We start from the raw sequence: 17278 nt of genomic DNA on the forward strand, positions 1-17278 counted from the left end.
GCCGGTCATCATCCGCGGACGGCGACGGCGTTGCTTACCCACATCCTCGGCATGTTGGCCAGCGGAGCGGTTTCGAGGTTGCTCGCATCGGCGACGTTGACGGTGAAGCTGTTGGCAGTCACGCGCTCGTGGCTTCGGAAGATGCACTTGACCACGGGCCCGGACTTGATGCCCTGCAGGCTGACCAGGCCGACCTTGACCTCGCGCTTGCCCGGATAGTTCGTCGCCGCCAGGCCGTCGGTGAGGGCTTCGCAGATCACGTTGGCACCGCGGCCGGCCCACCCGCCCGAATCGCCCTGGTAGATGATCTCGAACTGCAATGCGCCGAGTGTTTCGCCGGCGCTGACGTTGGCCGTGACCTCGTAGGCAGGCGCCGCCTCATCGTCGCTGGGAGAATCGTCGAACGGATCGTCGTTGTCGTTGCCGCCGCCGACGCCGCTGGGCCCGTCGTTGTCGGCATCGTTGCCGCCGTTGCTGTAGTCGGGGAAGGCGCGGTCTCGCTGGGCCGCTGACAATGCAGGATTGTTGATGACCGAGCGGCCAGGGGCTCCCGGCGCATTGGCCGGACCCGACATCGGAGGTGCAGGCGGACGCACGGCCGGAGCGACCGGCGGTGGCGCGGCGGGCTTGGGCGGAGAAGGCGCCGGCGGGGCCGCAGGTTTGGGTGCCGGCTTGGGCGCGGGCTCGGCCTTCACTTTCTTGGTATCGGCCTCCGCCAGCATCTCGCCGGCAGCAGCCGCTTCGGTCGCAGCGGCATCGGCCGAGGCTGCATCGGGCACGGCAGGAGCGGCGCGACGTGCCTTGGCCACCGGGACCGTCAGGTCCAGCACCTTGCCCGCGTTGTCCTCGGCTTCCGTGAGCTTGACGTCGAGGCGCTGGCGGATGTCGGAAACGGTCGCATCGTCCTTGGCCGCAAGCATGCGGCAGGCGATCACATCGGCCGGGCCTCGCAGTCCGCGCTTGCTCTGGATGCGGGCCGTCAATGTGCCCCGGCCGTCGTCGGTGAAGGTGCCGTCGACGCCGGGCAGGATGACGGCGCACGCCGGGCCGCCCTCCGCGGACACGATCTTCGCGCCGGCGCGCGAGTAGTCGACGACGATGGTGCCCTTGGCCACGCTCGGCGTCTCGTTCTGCAGCGAGACCTGCACCGTCAGCGCGTCCCGATCGGGTGGCTGGCAGCCGGCCACGGCGATGGCTGCCGTTGCTGCCAGCGCAACTCGCGAAGAGATCGAGGCTGTCTTCATCATCGATTCACCTTGGTCAAGCGGCACCGAAGTCGGCGCTCGCCGTAGGATCGTCCAGCTCTTGGACGTGCGGGAGTGCCAGGACGTTCGAAGGGTGGAGGCCTCCGGCGGGCGTTTTTTTTGCGCGGCGTGGGCTGCGACTGTTCACTCGGCGGACTCGACGACGGAGTCGACGATGACGGTGACATCGTCGTTGTCCACGTCGCCTCCATCTTCGGCAACGGCGTCGTTGATGGTGATCGGGAAGTTGCCGCTGGTCGGTTTCTGCTCCGCCACGAACGTGCACCGGACCAGCGTCGCGTCCTCTTCCAGCGCATCGTCCGCGCTCATCGCGACCGTCAGCTCGGATACGTCATCGTCGTCGAAGTCTACGTCGACATCGCCGGCGCCGCCGGCTGCCTCGCAGTCGACCTGGGTTCCGGTGCCGACGAAGCTGCCGCCGCCGTGATATGCGATAGTGAACCTCAGCTCGCTCAGCGGCTCGGGTGTTTCCGACAGACGAAACGATACGTCGTAGAGCACATCGTCGCCGCCGCCTCCGGGGCCGCAACCGGCAACCGCGGCGGCAAGAGGCAGCATCGCGAGCGCGACACGAACGAGACGTGCGCCGAGCCTGCGGGAGCGGCGGTGTGGCGGTTTGGCAAGCGGGGTCACGTGCCACGAATTCTAGGCCAAACCCCGCGGGCCCGCCACTTTGCCAACCCCCCGAGACCCGAGCCATCCGACCTGCAGGAGCGCTTGCAGAACGCTCTGATGGCTCGGGCCTCTCCTCTCCCCCGGACTACTCTTCGCGGCAGCCGCTGTCGCAGCCGTCGCCCGAGACAATGTTGCCGTCTTCGCACTCCTCGTCGCATTCGATCCTGCCGTCGCCGCAGCGGCAGACCTTGATGAAGCTTTCGAACTTGACTGCTCCAGGCCCGGTGATGCCGCCTGCGCTGTTGATCGTCGAGGACGAGGTAGCCGGCACGCAGAACAGCGCGACCGTCGTCGGCCGCGAAGCATCCTGGACGCATTCGATGCCGGCACCGCAGTCGGCGTTGGTCGTGCACGCGCTCTTGTCCTCGCCGGAGCGGCAGTAGCTGGCCAGTGGCGAGCCATCACCTTCGCGCGTGATCGAGGCCTCGAAACACGGGCGGAACTCGGCGATGCAGTTGCCGGCGCCCTGAGCCTGGCAGGTCGAATCATCGCCGGGTTGGCAGTTGCGGAAGTCCTCGAACTCGCAGCGTCCCTGCAGAGTGTTCTCGCACCGCTCCTCTTCGCTGCCGCCGCAGATGAACTTGTCGGAGCTGCAATCGTTCGGTTTCTTCTGCGGCGCGTTCTGCGCCTGCGCGCCGCCCGTACCGGCTACGCACGTCTGGCCGCCGGGGCAGTCGACATCCTCGAAGCATGGCAGCGCCGGATTGTTGTCGCAGAAGCCGCAGTGGCACCAGTAGCCGCAGGTCACCGGCTGATCCGGCGCCTCGGCGCACGTCCCGTTGCCGGCGCATTGGGCGTTGCTCGTGCAGGCGATGCTCGGATCGCCGGTGCATCGCTTGCAGTCGGCGTTGCTCGTGCACATGGGGTCGCCGGCGCCGACCTTGTCGATGCACTTGGCATTGTTGCGGCTCGGGTGGCCTTGGAAGGAGAAATCCGAGCACGGAAGCTGCGCCGTTCTGGTCGTCGAGCCCGTCGTCACCTCGTTGAAGCGGATGGCGAGCCCGGTTCCCGAGATGCTCGCGCCGAGCGAAGGCGGACAATCGCGCGACGTCCCGCCGAAATCCGGACTGACTCCTTCAACGATGCAGGCGGCGCCGGGGAACTGGCCGCCATCGCACGTGAACTGGTCTCCGACCTCCGGGTCTTCGTCGAGCTCGCCGCAGCGCGGACATGGTTGGTCGATCGAAATGCCGAGGAACACGCGCGAGCGCAGGTTGACCGACGCCGTGCCTTCACCGGTGGCCGAGTCGGCAGTTCCCGTGATCGAGCCGTCGAACAGCGTCACGACGCACACCGGGTTTCCACCGGAGGACAGCGGCAGCGGCGGCCCGAACGTATGCACGCAGGCGACGCCGGCGGGACAATCGGCGTTGGTGGTGCAGTCGGCCAGCGTGGTGACGCAGTTCTTTCCGTGTGTCGGCCCCGTGATCTCGCACTCGGTATCGCCGCCGTTGCAGTTGCAGGTGAGCTGGCAGGTGCCGCCGTCGCAGTCACTGTCGCGTTCGCAGACTTCCTGATTGTCCGAGCAGCGCCGCACTCCACGGAACGTGATGGATGCGCCCTCGATCAGGTCGGAGTTGTGCGCGATGCCGGTCCAGCCGGAGTCGAGGTCGGAGCCGGGCAGCGTGAAGATTTCGGCGGAGGTGCAGGGGAGGCCACAGTTGCACTGCAACGGCGGCTGGCCGCCAACCGCGAAACGGAGGCAATGCAGCGCATCGCTCGCTTGGACCAGTCCGTTGCCGTTGACGTCGCAGATGCATGGCTTGGCATCGCACTGCGTGTTCTGGCCCACTGCCTCTTTCAGAATCGCCAGACAGTCGCCCGCCACGGGTTTGTTGCCGGAGGATACCGGTTGCCCGCAGTCGCCATTCGCCGCGATCGCGGGAGTCACCGAAAATGACGAAGCGTAAAGCGTGATCGGAAGGAGAACGGCCAGAAGCGCTCGAGATTTCGGGTTCATGACGACTCCATTGCCGGCGAGTTGGGCCGGCCGAGACGCTAGCGCCCCGATTGAACCAATGTAAAGCAATTTTTTCGCTTGGCCGTGCACGGTGGACCGCGAGCACCGTCAACTCGCGGTGACAGTGGGCTGATGCCGCCGTCATCGCGAAGGAGAAAAAAAGGCCCGGCCTCCTTTCGGAAGCCGGGCCTCTGTGCCGGCGGTCACCCGCCGGGCTGTTTATCCAGGATCAGTCTTCCTGGCAGGTCGGATAGCTGCAGCTATCGCCATCGACCTGGTTGCCGTCATCGCACTCCTCGTCGCAGCCGACTTCGCCGTCGCCGCAGCGGCAGACCCGCACGAAGCTGTTCAGGCGAACCGCTCCGGGGCCGGTGATGCCGCCGGCGCTGTTGATCGTCGAGGACGAGGTCGCGGGCACGCAGAACAGCGCGACCGTCTCCGGCACCGACGCATCGCTGACGCAGTCGCCGCCGGCGCCGCAGTCGGCGTTGGTGCACGGCTCGCGGCTGATCTCGCAGTAGCTGCCGAGAGGCGACGGCTCGCCGGTACGGCTGATCTGCGACTCGAAGCAGGAGCGGAAGTCGAAGATGCAGTCGCCTGCACCCTGCGCCTGGCAGGTCGAGTTGTCCTGACAGTTGCGGAAGTCTTCGAACTCGCAGCTTCCTTGCAGCGTGTTCTCGCACTTCTCTTCGTCCGCGCCGCCGCAGATGAACTTGTCCATCGAGCAGTCGTTGGGCTTCTGCTGCGGAGCGTTCTGTGCAGTGCCCGAGCCCGTACCGGCCACGCAGGTCTGGCCATTGGGGCAGTCGCCGTTCTCGAAGCACGGCAGGGCCGGGTTGTTGTCGCAGAACCCGCAGTGGCACCAGTAGCCGCAGGTCACGGGCTGATCCGGCGCCTCGGCGCACGTGCCGTTGCCCGTGCACTGCGCGTTGCTCGTGCAGGTGATGGTCGGGTCGCCCGTGCAGCGCTTGCAGTCGGCGTTGCTCGAGCACGTGGGATCGCCCGCGCCGACCTTGTCGATGCACTTGGCGTTGTCGCGCGAGGGGTGGCCCTGGAACGAGAAGTTCGCGCACGGCAGCTGCGCGGTCTTGGTCGTCGTGCCCGTGGTGACCTCGCTGAAGCGAATCGCCAGGCCCGCGCCGGAGATGTTGGCGCCGAGGGCCGGCGGGCAGTCACGCGAGACGCCGCCGAAGTCGGGGCTGACGCCCTCGACCACACAGGCAGCTCCGGGGAACTGGCCGCCTTCGCACGTGAACTGATCGCCGATCTCCGGATCCTGGTCGAGCCTGCCGCAGCGCGGGCACGGCTGGTCGATGCTGATGCCGAGGAACACTCGTGACTTCAGGTTCGACTGGGTCACCGCTTCGCCGGTCTGAGTATTGGCCGTACCGGTGAGCGGGCCGTCGAACAGCGTCACCACGCAAACCGGGTTGCCGGCCGAGGACAGCGGCAGCGGCGGACCGAACGTGTTCACGCAGGCAACGCCCGCGGCGCAGTCGGCGTTGGTGTTGCACTCGACCAGCGTCGTCAGGCAGTTCTTCTGCCCGGTCGGGCCGGTGATCTCGCAGGTATGGTCGTTGAGGCAGTCGCAGGTCGGCTCGCAGGTCGTGGCCCCCGCTTCGCCGCCTTCGCCGACCACGGCCGCGCCGCAGTCCGCGTCGACCTCGCAGGCCTCGCCATCGCCGCCGCACCGCCGGAGCGTACGGAAGGTGACGCTGGCGCCCTCGATGAGGTCGGAGTTGTGGGCAATGCCCGTCCAACCCGAATCCAGGTCGGAGCCAGAGCTCGAGGTGAGCTGCGCCGAGGTGCAGGGGACGCCTTCCACATCGCCGCAATCGGCCGGACAGTTCTCTTCGGTCTCACCTGGGTCGCACGTGCCGTCGTTGTTGCACTCGCCTTCGCAGTCGCACATCAGCGCCTGCTGCGGATTGACGGCTCGTTTGAGCGTCTGCAGCGCATCGCTGGCCTGAACGGCGCCGTTGCCGTTGACGTCACAGATGCACAGTTGGGTATCGCATGCCGTCGCCTGCCCAACGGCTTCCTTGAGAATTGCAAGCGCGTCGCTGGCGGTGGGGTTGTTGCCCGTGGAGACGGGCTGGCCGCAATCACCGTTGGCGGCCATGGCGGCAATGGGGGTGGCCGCGAAGGCTGCGCAGACGAGTGAGGCTGCGGCGATGAATCGGACGAATCGGGTGGTCATTTCTGTCTCTCTCCTGGGTCAAACGGGGAAAACGAACAGTTCACTCGGGGTCAAAAAAGAGGGGGAGCCCTCTTTCGAGGGCTCCCCCTTTACGCACTAATCTATCATCACTCTCGACAAGTGTCTCTACGGAGCCGGCGTCACGATCGCGTCGACGTCGACGTCGATCTCACCGAAGTTCGGATCCGACGCATCGTCGATCGTGATCACGAAGTCGCCCGCTACAGGCGGATCACCCTGAATGCCTTCGAAGGTGCAGACCGCCAGAGGCGCCGGCGCCGAGAACCCGTTCAACGAGACGAAGCCGAGGCTCAGCTCGTTGTTCAGGTCGTCGTCGTTCGGAGCGAAGATCGCGCCATTGACCTGGTTCGTGCACGACACCGTGCCTGCCGTTCCGGCGAACTCGCCGGGTGCCGTCTCGTAGTCGACGGTGAACTGCAGTGCGCCGACCTGGCCGCTCGCCGAGACGAGCTGGAAGGTGACGTTGTAGGTCGGGCTTGCATCCACCGTCGTGGTGGTGACCGGCCCGTCCGTCGTCGTGGTGGTCGTGTCCGTCGTGGTCGTCGTCGTGGTCGTGTCGTCGGTCGTCGTGGTCGTCGTCGTCTCATCCGTATCGCACTGGATGAGCGAGATGATGACATCGGGCTCGGGCTCGATCGGGTTGATGTCCGGATCGGCCGCGTCAACCACGGTGATCTGGAAGTCCGCCGCGACCGGCACCTCACTGGCGTTGAAGGTGCACTCGGCGATGTCCACGGGTCCGGTGAATCCGTCGAGGCTGATGATGCCGGACGAGAGCACCTGCTCGTTGTCCTTGTCGTTGAAGCTCGCGATCGAGCCCTCGACCAGGCTGGCGCACTCGACGTTGCCGGCCGATCCCGCGAAGACGCCGGGGGCGTCGCCGTAGTCGGTATCCCACTGCAGCGAGCCGACTTCGACCGCGTCGTCGAGGCGGAACACCAGGCGGCACTGCAGGTCGGGCGGCGGAACCGTAATCGACGTGGTCGAGGTGGACGTCGTGGTCGAGGACGTCGTCGTGCTCGACGAGCTGGTCGTCGTGCTCGAAGACGTGGTGGTCGTGCTGCTCGTCGTCGTTCCGGTGCAGGCCGGATCGTTGACGCACTGCTCGTCCTCGCAGTCGGTGTCGCCGTCGTCGTCGTCGTCGATGCCGTTGTCGCAGTCTTCGCACGAGGTCGGATCGGGATCCTCGCTCACGCAGACCGGCGGATCGGGATCGCAGGACGGCGTCGTGCAGTCGCACTCGGCGGTCGTCACGGTCACGTCGTTGATGTCGGAAATGTCGACGTGTTCGAAGAAGCAGCTGAACAGGTTGGTGATGGCGGGAATCGTGCAGCCGGTGATCGTGACGAGCAGGGTCTCGTCATCATGCACGAAGTCAATGTCGCAACCGTTGGCCTCGAGGACCGAATTGATCGCGCATTGCAGCTCGCCCTCGGAATCCTCTGCGATGATGGCGCCGGCTGCGTCGAGATCGACCTCGATGGTCACGCTGTCGCAGTTTCCAGCGCCGTTGATGCCGAAGAAAAGGCGGATCAGGTTAACGCCGTCTGGCCCGCTATCGTCACATCCGCCAAGTACGCCGGCCAGTGCAAGGACTACAGTGCCCATCCCCAGCTTGCGAAACCAAGTCTTCATTCGGTGCACTCCTTTTCGTTGCAGTTGAGGCGAGACCGGACCAGGGGAGGCGAGCCCTTCCTCTCCTGACGTGGTCCAATCTAAGAAAAAGGCTACGGCGCTAACCTTTAGCCGGGGCAATCGGAGGTTGTCAAGCTACCCACCAGCATGCGGTGGAGCGGGCAAGATAGTTGCTTTGCTAGAAAATCCGCGCGTATAGCAATTCCATTCACTCCAGCGAGGACGTTCAAATCGACGAAGCCGTCCGTCCGGACCGGCTTCATCAGATCAGATACAAAGGAGGTTCCATGCCCAAGGGTCTTCAACCCTCACCGCTTTACCCCTGGCGGTCATCGAGAGCGCTCGGCATCGCTGCTGCCGTCGCGCTCGTGTCTCAACTCACCCCGGCGCCGGCCCTCTCTTTCTTTCAGCAGACGACGCTGGAAGGCAGCATCGGGACCGATATCGGGGGCGTGTGGTTGGCGGTTCACCAGGTGATGCCCGAGTTTCGGGTTACTTATGCAAAGCCTGCCGAGGGACCTGTGGTGCCCTTCAAGGTAGGCCCCATTCCCACCGGCCTGGAGCTCGTCGTGGGCAAGGAGCCGAAGGGAGCCGCCATCACCGAGCTCACAGATGCAGGCAAGGCGGCGGACCTTGGCCTTCTCGTCGGTGACATAATCATCAAGATGAACGCCACCGACATCGACAGCCCGGCGACATTCGAAAAGGCACTCGAGAACGTTCCGCAGCAGGTCCTGCTGTCGGTACGCCGGCCCCAGATCCGGATGACCTCGACGCGGCTGCTCAAGATCAAGTACGAAGTGACCGAGGCCGCCGCCGAAGGCGCTTCCGCCATCGGATCGGAGAAGCTGGACATCGAGGTGCTGGAGGTGACGCTGCCGTTCCAGGATCAGGTGGAGAAGACGCGCCAGACGCACGAGCTCTGGCAGCCCACCGCCGCCGACCTCGAAGGATTGAAGAAGAACTGGTTCGAGCTGCCCGCCCGTTCGCCGGCCGTCTTCACCAAAGGCACGCATCGAGTCGTTGCCGCAGCCAATTTCGATGACGCGTTGAGCTCCGATCGTGGACTGGCCAAAGCGAAGTTCGCCATCGTCATGGACTTCGAGGGCAACCCGATGCGTGGCGGCGGAAAGAGCATCGACATCTACGGCTTCGAGGCGGTCGGTAAGGACGCGATGGACGGCACCTACGTGACGGCGACGATCGCGTCGGCCCCGTTCCCGATCAACATCGAGTTCAAGGGGCGTTTCCAGATGGTGAAGGTCGACGACTGGTCGGACAAAGACACCGAGGCCAGGAAGTCGAAGAAGGCGCAGCCGAAAGAAGACCTCAACAAGTACGAGGTCCTCCCGGACACCGCGCCGAGCCAGCCCAAGAAGCAGTAGGCGGCCGAGCCGGTGGCCGGCCGGCGATGAGACAAATCCGCCTGCGAAGGTGGCGGCAAGGCGTGCGCCGCAAAAAGAAAGGGCCCGCGCGGAGTGATCCGCGCGGGCCCTTTGTCATGGAGGGCCGTGCCCTCGGTTCGTATTACGGCAGCGAGGTGTAGTTCGGCACTACCGTGCTCGGCTGGCGCAGACGTCCAGGTCCGGGCAGACCGGCCGTCGCGTTGACCGCGCTGTTGCCGCTGGCGGGGATGCAGAACGTCGTCACCGACAGCGCATTGGTAGCATCGCCGAGGCCGTTGAGCGTATCGCCGCCTTCGGCCGCGCCGTCGTTGACGAAGCAGTTGCTGACGTCGAACACGCAGATTCCGGCACCGGGGTTGTCGTCGGTCGTGCCGTCGATGTTATCGGCGCCGGCCTCGCAATTGCCCGTGGTGCCTTCCAGAGCGCGCGAGCAGGTGCGGAACTCCTGGCCAGGACCATTGCAGTGGTAACGGCCGCCGGCTGCGCAGACGCCTTCCTGAGGCTCGGTCACGACGCAGGTGCCGCCGCCGTCGCACTGTGCATCGACGCCGCAATTCAGCCCGTCGCCGGTGCCGCCGACGCAGACGCCCTTCTGCACGCATAGCGGAACGCAGCGACCGCTCGGGCAGGCATCGCCGCAGGTGCCGCCGCCTCCGCAGTCGCCGTTGGTAGTGCAGCTATTGCCGGCGTCGGTGCCGCCCGTGCACGCGAGCGGATTGCTCGAGCAGGTGCCGCCGCCGCCGCAGTCGGAGTCTTCGTCGCAGGAGACGCCGGCCTCCGTGCCGCCGACGCACTTGGAGAACGCGCCACCGCAAGGCTCGCCATAGTTCGGGCCTGCATCACAGGCGGCCGTGCAGCGGTTGGGCTGGTTCCGCGTGCTGCTTCCGCCCGTTACGCAGTTGCAGTCGTAGTTCTGATATCCCGTCGCATCGCAGGGTGCGGGGTTTTCCAGGGCCACGGCCTCGCTGGTCAACGGGGTGAAGCTGATCTCCAGGCCGGCGCCGGAGATGTTGTCGTTCGTCTGCGGCGGACAATCGACCGAGGTCGTGCCGAAGGCCGTGAAGGCTTCGACCCGGCATTCGCTGCCGTGGTTCGCTCCCGCGTAGCAGATCAGGTCGAGGACGCACTCGGCACCCAGACACTCATAAGACTGGGTCGTGCAGCTCGCGCCGTTCGGGCAGTCAGAATCGAAGCGGCAGCCCAGGCCTACGCAGACGGAGCCGGGGCACTCGGCATCGGTCATGCACGGATCGCCGGCGTTGGCGCCGGCGCGACAGGCCATTTCGGTGCCGTCGCACGTACCCTCGCAGACTTCGCCGGCACGTGGGGTATCTTCCTCGCACCAGCCGCCACACGTCGGACACGGACGCGCCAGCGCCTCCGCAAGGTGCGTCAGCGATCGCAGCTCGTAGTTCACGGCATGCTCGCCGGTAACGATGTTGCGCGTGCCGGTGATGTTGGAGGCATAGCGGCTGTCGACGCACACCGACGTGCCTTCCGCGTTCAGCGGAAGAGGCGCGCCGTTGTGAAGGATCAGGCAGCTGTACGACTCTTTGTCGCAACGGCCGCGGCAGGTCTCGCCCTCAGGACAGTCCGCCTGCGCTTCGCACGGCGTGGTCGGGATGCCGTCCGCATTGAAGCACTGCGAGTCGCAGTCCAGCTCGGACTCGCAGTAATCGCCGGCGTTGATGGAGTTCTCATCGCAGACCTGGCAGTCGCCGGTGCTGTTGCTGCCGTTGTTGTTGCCGTGCTGGTCGCAGCTGAGGCCGCTGGTCAGGTCGTAGGTGCAGCGCGGAGCGTTCTTGCCCAACACGTCGCAGACGCTGTCGCTGCTGGTACCGACGCAGTTTGCCTGCGTCTCGGGCGTATTGCCGAACTGGTCGCAATCACAGTTGGACATCGTGCTGACAAAGCCGGCACCGTCGGTCACGGCCGAGTTGTGCGAAGCGCCGCTCCAGCCGTTGTCGAGGTCGGCGGCGAAACCGTCCGCAAAGGAACGCGCGCGCTTGACCGTCGCGCAGGTGCACTCCCAGAGGTCGCCCGGAGGGAAGCACGCTCCCGGGCATGCGGAATCGTCCGTGCCGTCGCACTCCTCACCGACCAGGAAGAACTGGCTCGGGATCTGATTGACGAAGTTGTCTCCGCAGCGGGCGTCGGTGGTGCCGGGGAAGACGGCGTTGATGACGCTGATGTCGATGTAGTTCTTGTCCTCGACGTTGGCGATCGAATGCGTGGCCTCCTCGAGCACGTCGCCGAGACACTCGAGCGCATCGGCTTCGGTGGTCACGCCGCCGACGCCCGCGCCGCAGATGTCGAGCTGTTGCACCGCGGCGTCCGTGCAGGCAGCCGCAACGGAGTCGAGGAACTTCTGGGTACCGACGGCAATCTTGGCGGCGGTCTTGGGGTCGCCCTGCGGGCACTGGTCGGGAAGGATGGCTGGCGAATCGGAGCCAAGCTGAGCTACGCGGCACGCGGCCACTGCGGCGGCGTTCTTGCTGGCGGTCTTGCCGACAGACTTCAGGATGGCCGCCAGGCAGGCCGGAGCATCGCCGGTCAGTCCCGTCGAATTGATACCGGCGTTGTCGAGCAGGTCCTGACCGATGGTCGTGCCGAGGCTGCCCATGCACTCGCCGATGTCACTGGGAACGCCCAGTTCCCTGCCGAGGACCGCCTCACAGAACGGTCCGGGCAGACCCATGTTGTTGGAGTTGAAGGGCAGACCTTTCGCGCCTGCAGTGCAGTTCTCCGTCAGAGCGCCGTTCGGAGGGCAAGACAGGTTGTTGATGCAGTCCGCGCCCGAGACGCTGCACGTGCTGTGGCACTTGCTCGCGGCCGCCTTGATGACCTTGGCCAGCGACTTGTCGATCGCGGCCTGCGCGTCGGCGTCCGGACACGCGCCGGGCGTCTCGCTCTCACAGGCGACCATCGCTTTGGAAACCGCGGCCAGATGCTTCCCGACGGCCTTGCCCATTGCTGCAAAGCAGCCGGCCTCGAGCTTGGTGTTGGTCGCCGCGTGCGACGACGACGCTGAGGCCAGCAGCAGAACCGCGGCAGCCGCCGTGGTCCACGCCTTGGCCGTGGTCAATGATTTCATTGGATTCCTCCCTCCTGGACTTCGAGCAACGCAGAAAAGTTCGCGGACGCGATTGGGTGCTCGGACCCCAATCGAAGTTCCCCCGATGATCGTCCCACGCGAGCGGGCCTAACCTAAGGAACCGGTCAGGTTAATGTCAAGGTAAAGACCGTCGATGCACGAAGGCCCCGGCTGCTTCCGCGGCCGGGGCCTTCGGTTCAAGAGCGGAGGTCCGCTCGCACCTCAGTCGTAGAGCAGGTCCACCAGCATGTCGACCTTGACCGCTCCCGGTCCCGGTGAGCCGGCGGCCGAGTTGATGCCCGTGTTCGACGTCGGCGGCAGGCAGAACGTGCCGGCGAGAACCGGATTGGTCGTGCTCGGCGTGCCCTGGACCTGGATGGGGTCGAGGAAGCAGCTCTTCAGCTGCGGGAGGTTGCACGTACCGCAACCGGCGCCCGGGCAAGAGACGTTCTCGGGCGCGCAGTCCTCATCGTCCTCGCATGAGATGACGCCGCGGCCGTTGGCTCGCGTGAAGCCGTCGCAGTACATCTCGATGGGATTCGCGCACGTGCCGCGATCGAGCGCGGTGCCCGTTTCGCAGACGTAACCGGTACAGCCGTTGGGATTGCGGTCCGGCCCGGCGCCGTTCGTGCACACGCCCAGACCCAGGCCGCTGCAGGCCGCGTCGGTGCGGCAAGGAGTCGCTCCGTCGCCCGAACACACGCCGCACGCACACAGCTCGCCCGAGGCGACGCCGTCGCAGTTGTCCTCGAACGGCAGCTGGGCCGTACCAGTGGTCAGGTTCAGGTCGATGATCAGGCCGCTGCCGCTGAAGTTCTGGCCGGACGACGGCGGGCAGTCCAGGCTGACGCCGGCGACTGCATCGAAGTGCTCAGGTTTGGCGAAGCTGAGGTCGAAACCCTGAACGTCGCAAGGATCGCCGTTGACCCCGGCCGGGCCGCCAGTGCACGTGCCGTTCTTGAGGCCATCCTGCGCCGTGACGTCGCCTTCGCAGACGGGGCACGGCTGGGTGCCGCTGCCGCCGAGGTGGACGACGGCGCGCAGGTCGAGGTTGAGCTCGCTGGTGCCGTTGTCCGGGTTGGCGGTGCCCGTGACGTTCGTCGCCAGGCGGTTCATGGTGCAGGTCGGAGTGCCGCCGGCGGAAACCGGCAGCGGCGGTCCGAGGTAGTAGCCGCAGTTCTGCGCGCCGGGGCAGGCCGCATCCGTGCCGAACGGATTGCTGCACGAGATCTGCACGTTCTCCGTGCAGCGCGCGTAGTAGAGCGATCCGGGATCCGTCAGCGAGATGCCGTTGATCGTGCAGTCGCCGCACGAGCCGGCCTCGCTGCCAGGGCAGGTGGCGTTGGAGCTGACCGTGTAGTTGTCGACGATGTCGATCTCGTGGCCCAGGCCGGACCATCCTACCGAAAGCGTCGAATCGGTTGGGCCATCGATGCTGCTGCCGGCGCGGATCGTGCTGCGCACGCCGGTCGGGCACAGCGTCGTCGGCAGCTCGTACGCCGTGGTGAACGCCGACAGCGCGAGCGCGTCGTACTCGGCCGCGAGGCACGTGCTCAGGTCGTCGAGGTTTGTCGTCGCGCACGAGCCGACGTTGGAGAGGTTGGCGGCGGTGCACGCCTTGACGATGGCCTCCTCGGCCTTCACCAGTGCCGCAGCGCCCTTGTCGTCGGGATCTGCGTCGTCGCACTCATCCAGATCGTTGTTCTCTTCCGCGTCCTGGTCGCCCTGGCAGGCATGACGGCCCTTCAGAAGCGTGGCCACGTACTTCGGATACGCCTTGGCGATGGTGGCGTGGCACTTCTGGTCGTCCTTGCTCGCCATGGGGGCAGCAGGATTGTCCAGAGTGGCGGCGCTCGCCTCCGCTACGAGTTCAGGACCGAGGCAGGCCAGGCAATCGGCGACGTGGGCGATGGTTCCCATGGGGTTGGGCAGCCCGAGGTCGTCGCATGGTGCAGGGCAGGTCGAGTAGATGTCGTAATCGAGCAGCTCGGTTTCGCCGCTGCACGACCCCAGGACCGTCTCCTCGAGCTTGGCGGCGGCGCCGGCGATCTTGCCCTTGGAATCCGCTCCGTTCGAGCTGACGTCGTTGCAGTCGACGGAGCTGGGGATCTTGTCGGCGTTGCGGCTCTTGTGGCAGCCGCCAATGGTCTTCGCAGCCGTGGAGACGAGCTTCGAATACGCTTTGGCGACGTCTGCGCGGCAGTCGACGGCGCCGTCGTCGAGCGCGGCGGCGGCCGGGGCCGACGCCAAGGCGACGAAGACGGCAGCGCCGAGGGCGCTCCTCAAATAATGGCGATTGGTCATTTCCTCCCTCCTGTGGGTAACGAGCGAAAAGCTAGCGGGACTCGAGCACGCGCGGTGCCCGAGCCGGGACGCGCGCAGGGTAGTTGCGCGTCAACAGCAGTGTCAAGGCAGTATCCCCCGGCGCTTGATTGACGCCGGCTCGAAATCCCACACAATCGGGCAATTATCCACTCGCAGAGGAGACCACATGAAATCGAGCGGTTTGATCGCATCGGCCCGGGCTCTTTCCCTGGTCGCAACCTTTTCCGTGGTGGGCGGCATCCCCGTCGGGGCGGATGCGGAGTCGCTGGTGTGCCGGAAGGTCGTGGCGGAGAGCCCCTCCGGCGAGGGCCGCAACACCGGAGCCGGCTCACGCGTGAAGTGCGCCGAAGGCGAGATGCTCACCGGCGGCACGTGCACTCCCGACATTCGCCCCGAGGCGGACGGTACGTGCCAGACGTCGGCGATGGGCGTCATCCAGCTGTTGGCGGACCATCCCGAGACGACGGAAGCTGCATTCTTTACATGCCTGCAAACCGGCGGATCGGAATGCCCGGCGGCAGCTCGCACGCGCGCGGTGGCGATCTGCTGCAAGATCGCGGCCGGTGAGGCCAAGCCGTAGCGGCGTCCGCCGCCGCATCCTTCAAAAGAAAAACGGGGTTGCCACGTAGTGGCAACCCCGTCTCGCTCCGGCCGGATGGTGCCGACTAGAACTGCCAGGTGAACTGGATGCTCGTCTCGGAGCGGCCTCGGCTGCCGCCGCCCAGGAACCAGGGCTCGAACAGCTCGCCGTTGTCGATGTCCGAGTCGTTCTTGTGGCCGTCGTACGGGTCCCACGGGGCGCCGGCCCAGATCAGACGAGTCGTGATGTTGAACGCCAGGTCGGGCGTGTAGAACCAGTCCATGCCCAGCGCCAGCTCCTGCGAATAGCTGTTGACCGGATCGAGCAGGTAGATCAGCGCCGGCACCAGCGTACCGCCGCGGTAGAAGCCGAGGGCGGCAAAGGTCATCAGCAGCTCCCACTGATGGATGGTGTCGCGGCCGTGGCCGGCCGGAGCGTCGAGCTGCGGAAGGTCGAGAGGTCCGACGAAGCCGGTCTGCTCGCCCGGCAGCAGGAATTGGGTATCGCTGCCGCAGTTCTCGGCAGGATCGGCGGTGTAGCCGATGAAGTTCGGGTTCGGGCTGCCGTCGGGGAGGCGCTCGGGCTGATCGCCGATCGCGCAGCGGCGACGCTCGTGGTTGATGATGTAGTGCCAGAAGAACTGGCCCGACAGGAAGAACGTCGTCTTCTTGTTGAGCCAGCGGATCCAGGTCGGGCGGTCGAAAGCGAGCATGCCCTTCCACATGTTGCGCTCGGAGATGCCGGGCAGCAGCGTCGGGCCGTTGGGCGCGCGGCCGAGCAGGGCGTTCTGCTTGTCGCCGTTGTAGAAGGGCAGGTCGAAGTCGATGATCGTCTCGATGCGCCAGACCGCCTGCGTCCATTCCCCTTCGAACCAGTTGAACGACAAGCCGACGGTATGGACGTACGGCGCGAAGTACTCGGCGCAGAACTCGTTCTTCGCCCACGGGATCTGCGCAAGGATGTCGGGGTTCTCGCCGTTGAAGGACACGCCTTCACAGAACGTCGTGGCGTCCAGGTACTGGCCGATCTCGGGAACGTAGACCTGCTTGTCCTCGGGCACGCCGCGGATGATGGCCACCGGTGAGCCGTCGGGCGCGAAGCGCTGGTACAGGTAGTTCAGCGACCATTCGGTGGACCCGGCCAGCCAGTGGAACCGCACGCCGAACTGGCTGTTCTCGACGGGGTTCTTGTCGTAGTTGCCCTGATTGAAGAGCGTGGTGCCGTTGAGCAGCGAGTCGCAGGTTCCGCCAGAGGCGTTGCGGCAGAACGAGGACTGGAAGACGCCGGTGCCTTTGGCGTTTTCGATGGGATCGAGCAGGCGCACGCCCCAGGGCCGCGGCAGGAAGCCGATCTTGCCCGGGTTCCAGTCGAAGCCGGGGTTCCAGTACGCTTCCAGGAACGTCTGGGAGAGCGGGCCGATCTGCTTGAAGTCCCACAGGCCCTTCACCATGAAAAACGGCTGCCGCAGCTCATCGAAGCCGAATCCTGGCGGCGGCAGCTCCTGGAAGAAGTGCCACGACAGATCCAGCGTGTTGGCTCGGTCCAGCATGCGGAAGCCGTCTGACTCGCCCCACACCACCTGCTGCTTACCGATGCGCAGCGTCAGCGGCAGGTTCTTGAAGTACAGGTCGATGTAGGCCTCGCGGATGCGGTTGTTGAACTTGAGCTCGTCACGTTCGTGCTTGGGGATCGTCTCGAGCCGGCGGAACTGCGGCTCGATGAACTGACCCTGCAGATCGTAGTCGTCCATCATGCCGGGCGTGATGTCGTAGATGGAGTCGTAGACGCCGCGGTACAGAACGAAGATGTCCGAGCGTTCCAGCCACGGCGTGTTCCACTTACCGAACGCCTTGCCACGCTGCAGCCACTTGTACTCGAGGCGAAGCCTCAAGGTGTTGCGCTGCATGATGAAGCCCCATTCATCGATGTCGGGATGCCGGAATATGTTCGTGGTGCGAATGTGGCCGCCGAGATCGACGCTGTTGGTGCGATAGATCGCATGCGCGGAAGCCGGCGCCAGAATCGCAAGGCAGAGCAATACCTTCAGGAAGGTCGAAAGCGCTTTCATGCCAAACCCCTCATTCTTTAACGCCGAGGTAGAACCCTCGACGTACCGG

Annotated in this window: 10 protein-coding genes; 2 read left to right on the forward strand and 8 right to left on the reverse strand. The window is 65.7% G+C overall.

Going from position 1 to position 17278, the window contains the following annotated elements; genetic code table 11:
• Nucleotides 1-8 precede the first annotated feature (8 nt).
• From VEC57_05260 to VEC57_05280, 5 genes are all read right to left on the reverse strand, one after another.
• Complete coding sequence (locus VEC57_05260) at nucleotides 9-1247, reverse strand: hypothetical protein (GenBank protein HYB98526.1); 1239 nt, start codon at nucleotides 1245-1247, stop codon at nucleotides 9-11.
• A 141-nt stretch (nucleotides 1248-1388) separates the two neighbouring features.
• Nucleotides 1389-1823 carry a hypothetical protein gene (locus tag VEC57_05265; GenBank protein HYB98527.1) on the reverse strand — a complete coding sequence of 145 codons (435 nt, stop codon included), beginning with the start codon at nucleotides 1821-1823 and terminating at the stop codon, nucleotides 1389-1391.
• Between the two features lie 202 nt (nucleotides 1824-2025).
• The gene (locus VEC57_05270; GenBank protein ID HYB98528.1) at nucleotides 2026-3900 is read right to left on the reverse strand and encodes a hypothetical protein; all 1875 of its coding nucleotides are present in this window, start codon (nucleotides 3898-3900) and stop codon (nucleotides 2026-2028) included.
• A gap of 229 nt (nucleotides 3901-4129) precedes the next feature.
• A complete protein-coding gene (locus tag VEC57_05275) occupies nucleotides 4130-6100 on the reverse strand; it encodes a hypothetical protein (GenBank protein ID HYB98529.1) in 1971 nt (656 codons plus the stop codon).
• A gap of 126 nt (nucleotides 6101-6226) precedes the next feature.
• Nucleotides 6227-7756: a hypothetical protein gene (locus VEC57_05280; GenBank protein ID HYB98530.1), complete on the reverse strand. Its 1530-nt coding sequence runs from the start codon at nucleotides 7754-7756 to the stop codon at nucleotides 6227-6229.
• Nucleotides 7757-8280: 524 nt separating this feature from the next.
• Here VEC57_05280 and VEC57_05285 point away from each other — a divergent pair.
• Complete coding sequence (locus tag VEC57_05285; protein HYB98531.1) at nucleotides 8281-9141, forward strand: PDZ domain-containing protein; 861 nt, start codon at nucleotides 8281-8283, stop codon at nucleotides 9139-9141.
• 142 nt (nucleotides 9142-9283) lie between these two features.
• Here the strand turns inward: VEC57_05285 and VEC57_05290 are convergent, their stop codons facing one another.
• Entirely contained in the window at nucleotides 9284-12256 is a 2973-nt protein-coding gene (locus VEC57_05290; protein HYB98532.1) for a hypothetical protein, read from the reverse strand.
• 222 nt (nucleotides 12257-12478) lie between these two features.
• The gene (locus VEC57_05295; GenBank protein ID HYB98533.1) at nucleotides 12479-14560 is read right to left on the reverse strand and encodes a hypothetical protein; all 2082 of its coding nucleotides are present in this window, start codon (nucleotides 14558-14560) and stop codon (nucleotides 12479-12481) included.
• Nucleotides 14561-14747: 187 nt separating this feature from the next.
• On the opposite strand from VEC57_05295, the gene VEC57_05300 reads away from it, so the two are divergent.
• Nucleotides 14748-15161 (forward strand): hypothetical protein, encoded by a 414-nt coding sequence (locus tag VEC57_05300; protein HYB98534.1) that lies wholly within the window; start codon nucleotides 14748-14750, stop codon nucleotides 15159-15161.
• Between the two features lie 85 nt (nucleotides 15162-15246).
• Here the strand turns inward: VEC57_05300 and VEC57_05305 are convergent, their stop codons facing one another.
• On the reverse strand, nucleotides 15247-17229 hold the full coding sequence (locus VEC57_05305; protein HYB98535.1) for a DUF1302 family protein: 1983 nt from the start codon (nucleotides 17227-17229) through the stop codon (nucleotides 15247-15249).
• Between the last annotated feature and the right edge of the window lie 49 nt (nucleotides 17230-17278).

Source organism: Candidatus Limnocylindrales bacterium, assembly GCA_035626395.1.
Lineage (GTDB): Bacteria > Desulfobacterota > Binatia > UBA1149 > CAITLU01 > DASPNH01.

Bases quoted from the DNA above. Each gene is read 5' to 3' on its own strand.
- VEC57_05260 (HYB98526.1), bottom strand. From the start codon at position 1,247: ATGATGAAGACAGCCTCGATCTCTTCGCGAGTTGCGCTGGCAGCAACG.
- VEC57_05265 (HYB98527.1), bottom strand. From the start codon at position 1,823: ATGCTGCCTCTTGCCGCCGCGGTTGCCGGTTGCGGCCCCGGAGGCGGC.
- VEC57_05270 (HYB98528.1), bottom strand. From the start codon at position 3,900: ATGAACCCGAAATCTCGAGCGCTTCTGGCCGTTCTCCTTCCGATCACG.
- VEC57_05275 (HYB98529.1), bottom strand. From the start codon at position 6,100: ATGACCACCCGATTCGTCCGATTCATCGCCGCAGCCTCACTCGTCTGC.
- VEC57_05280 (HYB98530.1), bottom strand. From the start codon at position 7,756: ATGAAGACTTGGTTTCGCAAGCTGGGGATGGGCACTGTAGTCCTTGCA.
- VEC57_05290 (HYB98532.1), bottom strand. From the start codon at position 12,256: ATGAAATCATTGACCACGGCCAAGGCGTGGACCACGGCGGCTGCCGCG.
- VEC57_05295 (HYB98533.1), bottom strand. From the start codon at position 14,560: ATGACCAATCGCCATTATTTGAGGAGCGCCCTCGGCGCTGCCGTCTTC.
- VEC57_05300 (HYB98534.1), top strand. From the start codon at position 14,748: ATGAAATCGAGCGGTTTGATCGCATCGGCCCGGGCTCTTTCCCTGGTC.
- VEC57_05305 (HYB98535.1), bottom strand. From the start codon at position 17,229: ATGAAAGCGCTTTCGACCTTCCTGAAGGTATTGCTCTGCCTTGCGATT.